At 69.9% G+C, this 4,061-nt stretch carries 3 protein-coding genes, 1 tRNA gene and 1 pseudogene; 4 read left to right on the forward strand and 1 reads right to left on the reverse strand.

Features of this window, described 5'->3' with window-relative positions:
- Positions 1 to 93: 93 nt before the first annotated feature.
- The 4 genes and pseudogenes from glp to ASJ79_RS20050 all read left to right on the forward strand — a co-directional run.
- Positions 94 to 969 (forward strand): annotated as a pseudogene (glp, locus tag ASJ79_RS20035) (gephyrin-like molybdotransferase Glp); the annotation flags it as partial.
- Positions 970 to 988: 19 nt separating this feature from the next.
- Complete coding sequence (locus ASJ79_RS20040; protein ID WP_067958972.1) at positions 989 to 1,642, forward strand: GNAT family N-acetyltransferase; 654 nt, start codon at positions 989 to 991, stop codon at positions 1,640 to 1,642.
- A gap of 164 nt (positions 1,643 to 1,806) precedes the next feature.
- The gene (gene glpR, locus ASJ79_RS20045) at positions 1,807 to 2,844 is read left to right on the forward strand and encodes a gephyrin-like molybdotransferase receptor GlpR (protein ID WP_067958970.1); all 1,038 of its coding nucleotides are present in this window, start codon (positions 1,807 to 1,809) and stop codon (positions 2,842 to 2,844) included.
- A gap of 51 nt (positions 2,845 to 2,895) precedes the next feature.
- A tRNA-Ala gene (locus tag ASJ79_RS20050) sits at positions 2,896 to 2,968 on the forward strand.
- Positions 2,969 to 3,129: 161 nt separating this feature from the next.
- Here the strand turns inward: ASJ79_RS20050 and ASJ79_RS20055 are convergent.
- Positions 3,130 to 4,061, reverse strand: a 932-nt coding sequence (locus tag ASJ79_RS20055) for an HNH endonuclease signature motif containing protein (protein WP_156448536.1), incomplete at its 5' end; no start/stop codon positions are given.

Here is a 4,061-nt window from a genome sequence, read left to right on the forward strand (position 1 = left end):
TCGGTCCGGCGGATGCGCTCGATCGCAGCCGCTACTGCTCGGACGTCGCCGGAGCGAGGCCCAGCCGCTCGACCAACCACCGGCGCAACTCAGGCCCGTGTGCGGGTGTTGCGCGGGGTGCGCTCGGGCGCGTACGTCCGCCGCACGGGCGACGACGTGCAACCCGGTGACGTGGCGGTACGCGCCGGCACGATCATCGGCCCCGCGCAGGTCGGTCTGCTCGCCGCGGTCGGGCGGGAACGGGTACTGGTGCATCCACGGCCGCGGCTGTCGGTGCTGTCGGTCGGCGGTGAGCTGGTCGACATCTCGCGCACCCCCGGCAACGGTCAGGTTTACGACGTCAACTCGTATGCGCTGGCCGCGGCCGGCCGTGACGCCGGGGCCGAGGTGAACCGGGTCGGGATCGTGTCCACCGATCCGAAGAAGCTGCGCGAGGTCGTCGAGGGGCAGCTCAGCCGCGCCGAGGTGGTCGTCATCGCCGGGGCGGTCGGCGGGGCCGCCGCCGAGGGAGTGCGGGCGGTGCTGGCCGAGCTCGGCGAGATGGAGGTCACGCGCATCGCGATGCACCCCGGTTCCGTGCAGGGGTTCGGACAGCTCGGCGCGGACAGCGTGCCGGTGTTCCTGCTGCCCGCCAATCCGGTCAGCGCGCTGGTCGTGTTCGAGGTGATGGTGCGCCCGCTCATCCGGCTCTCGCTCGGCAAGCGGCAGGCCATGCGGCGCATCGTGCAGGCGCGTGCACTGTCGCCGATCGACTCGGTGGCCGGCCGCAAGGGCTTCCTGCGCGGGCAGTTGATGCGCGACCAGGACACCGGCGAGTACCTCGTGCAGGCGCTCGGCGGGGCGCCCGGGGCGTCGCATCTGCTCGCGACGCTGGCCGAGGCAAACTGCCTGGTCGTCGTTCCCAGTGAAGCCGAACAGATCCGCACCGGCGAGATCGTCGACGTCGCGTTCCTGGCCCAACGCGGTTGAACGCGAGATGGCGGCGGTGATGAACCTGTTGAGTTCACGCTCGCAGCATCCCGGCTGGCCCGTGGTGGTCGGTCCGCTGCGGGTCCCCGCCGGTGTGGTGCGGCTGCGTCCGGTGCGGCTGCGCGATGCCGCGCAGTGGAGCAGGATCCGCCTCGCCGACCGTGCCCACCTGGAACCGTGGGAACCGACGGCGGACCTGAATTGGGAACTGCGGCATGCTGTTTCGTCATGGCCCTCGGTGTGCTCCGGCCTGCGTTCGGAAGCGCGTAAGGGTCGCATGCTGCCGTATGTCATCGAACTCGACGGCCGGTTCGCCGGCCAACTGACGATCGGCAACGTCACCCACGGCGCGTTGCGGTCGGCGTGGATCGGCTACTGGGTGGCCCGCGAGTCGACCGGCGGCGGAGTCGCCACCGCCGCACTGGCGCTCGGGCTCGACCACTGCTTCGGGCCGGTGATGCTGCATCGTGTCGAGGCCACCGTCCGGCCCGAGAACGGGGCCAGCCGGGCGGTGCTGGCAAAGGCCGGCTTCCGGGAGGAAGGCCTGCTGAAGCGGTATCTGGACGTCGACGGCGCCTGGCGGGATCACCTGCTGGTGGCGATCACCATCGAGGAGTTGAACGGCACGGTGGCCTCGGCGCTGGTGCGCGCGGGCCGTGCCTCCTGGGCCTGACGGGGTCCGGCGTGGGGGTGAAACCCCCGGCGATTGTTACTGATGTGACACGTGTTACTGGTGGTGCTTGTCTCCAGCGAATTACAGGTGTGTAATTGTGTCGGCGCGCCGCCCATGGATGCGCTGGTCACGGACCTAGCCTGATGGGGAAAGGAGCAGGCGCCATGCCAAGCATCCCCCAATCTCTTCTCTGGATATCGCTCGTCGTGCTGTGGCTCTTCGTGCTCGTTCCGATGCTGATCAGCAAGCGCGATGCGGTACGCCGCACCAGTGACGTGGCGCTGGCCACCCGCGTGCTCAACAGCGGCGCCAGTGCCCGGTTGCGCCGGCGCGGCCCCGCGGCCGGGCACCGCAGCGACCCGGACTGGCGACCGTCCGAGGACGACCTCGACAGCGACCTCGACGCGGAGGAGAAGGCCCCCGGCGCCGCGGTGGTGATGGTCGCCGCCGACACCGACTCGGCAGACGCGGAACCCGACTACCTCGACGTGGACGTCGTCGAGGACTCCGGTGCGCTGCCCGCGGCGCAGCAGCAGGCTGAGCCGGTCTCGGCCGGAACCGAGGAACTCACACCGGATTACGACGATGCCGGCGCGCCGGACGACGTGCGCGACACGTCCGAGGACACCGGCGTCTATTCGGTGGTCGACGACGAGTACGAGTACGAGGACGACGGTCCGGCCGAGGCGGAGCCCGAAGCCGAGGCGGAGGCTGCTGCAGAGGCCGACGCGCCGGCGGAAGCCGATCTGCGCATGGCGGAGTCGATCAGCGAGGCGCGGCGCCGACGCCGCGAGTCGACGACCGCCGCCGCGGTGTCTGCCCGCAAATACCGCTTCCGCGCCCGCACCATCGCGGTGATGGCCGTGCTGTTGCTGGCCAGCGCCGTCGCGGCGTTCACCTGGTCGTCGTCGATGTGGTGGGCGTGCGGGGCCGTGGGTGCGATCACCGTGCTCTATCTGGCCTACCTGCGCCGCCAGACCCGCATCGAGGAGCAGTTGCGCCGGCGCCGCGCCCAGCGGCTGGCCAGGTCGAGGCTCGGCGTCGAGAGCACCAGCGACGCCGAGTTCGACGTCACCCCGGCGCGGCTACGCAGGCCCGGTGCCGCGGTGCTCGAGATCGACGACGAGGACCCTGAGTTCGAGCACCTGGACTACGTGCCGTTCTCGCGTCACTACGACCTGCCGCGCGCGGCGGGGCAGTGAGGACCGATTTCTGCCGGTGACCGGTGGCTGATAACCTGTACCGGCACACCAGGGGCTATGGCGCAGTTGGTAGCGCGACTCGTTCGCATCGAGTAGGTCAGGGGTTCGATTCCCCTTAGCTCCACTCTCGAAGCCCGCTTCGACCAATGGTCGGCGGGTTTTGTCGTTTCTCGGCGGGGCTGTCGGTGGGCCGGGGGTGCAACGCTTCGCCACCCGCCGATGAAGCGGCATAGCCGGCTACGAACCACACCCGTTTCTGGCGTGCTTCGTGGGATCCACCGCCAGTCAGGCCGCTTGCCCTTCTGGTGGTGCGGGTCCGCCGGGTTCGCCGGGGTTGTCGGCCGGCTGTGGGGTACCCGGCTCCGCGTCGCCGACCTTCCCACCGCCGGCGGGTTCGGTTGACGCACTGTCGTTCTGGCTGGATTCCGAGGCGTCGGGTGGGCGGAGGAGTCGTTCGGGTCGGTGGTAGTTGTTGAGCCGGGCTTGGCCGGTGTCGAGGTCCGGTGGTGGGATCCATTCGACCTCGCATCGGTCGTTCATTCGGGTGGTCCAGCCGCGGTCGGTGTCGACGCTGCGGTTGTGGGGTCCGCAGGCCAGGCCGAGTTCGTCGATGTTGGTGTTGCCGCCGTCGGCCCAGTCGGTGACCACGTGGTGGACCTGGGAGCCGTAGGCGCCGACGGTGCAGCAGGGTTTGGTGCATCCGCCGTCGCGGGCGATCAGCATGATCCGCTGTGCCGGGGTGGCGATGCGTTTGGCGCGGAACAGATCCAGCGCCGATCCGGTCGCGGTGTCGAACACGGCCAGGTAGTGGTTGGCGTGGCCGGCCAGCCGGATCACGTCCTTGATGGGCATGACGGTGCCGCCGCCGGTGGTGCCGACGCCGGCGCGGGATTCCAGGTCTTGCAGGGTGGTGCGGATGATGATCGAGACGGGCAGTCCGTTGAGCCGGCCGAGTTCGCCGCTCATCAGGGCGATCCGTCCGACGGCGACCAGCGCGTCGTGTTGGCGTTGGGTCAGGCTGCGGTGGTCGTTGTCGATCTGGGCTTGGGTTGGTGTGCCGGAGGTACACGGTTGGGGGTCGTCGGGGTTGCACATTCCGGGTGCGGCGTACTTGGCGAGGATCGCTTCGAGCACCGCGCGTGCTTCCGGGGTGAGCTGGGCGGTCATCGCGCTCATCCCGTCGGGGCCTTGTTTGCTGATCGTGACGCCGCGTTTGC

It is taken from the genome of Mycobacterium sp. NAZ190054 (assembly GCF_001545925.1).
Classification (GTDB): domain Bacteria; phylum Actinomycetota; class Actinomycetes; order Mycobacteriales; family Mycobacteriaceae; genus Mycobacterium.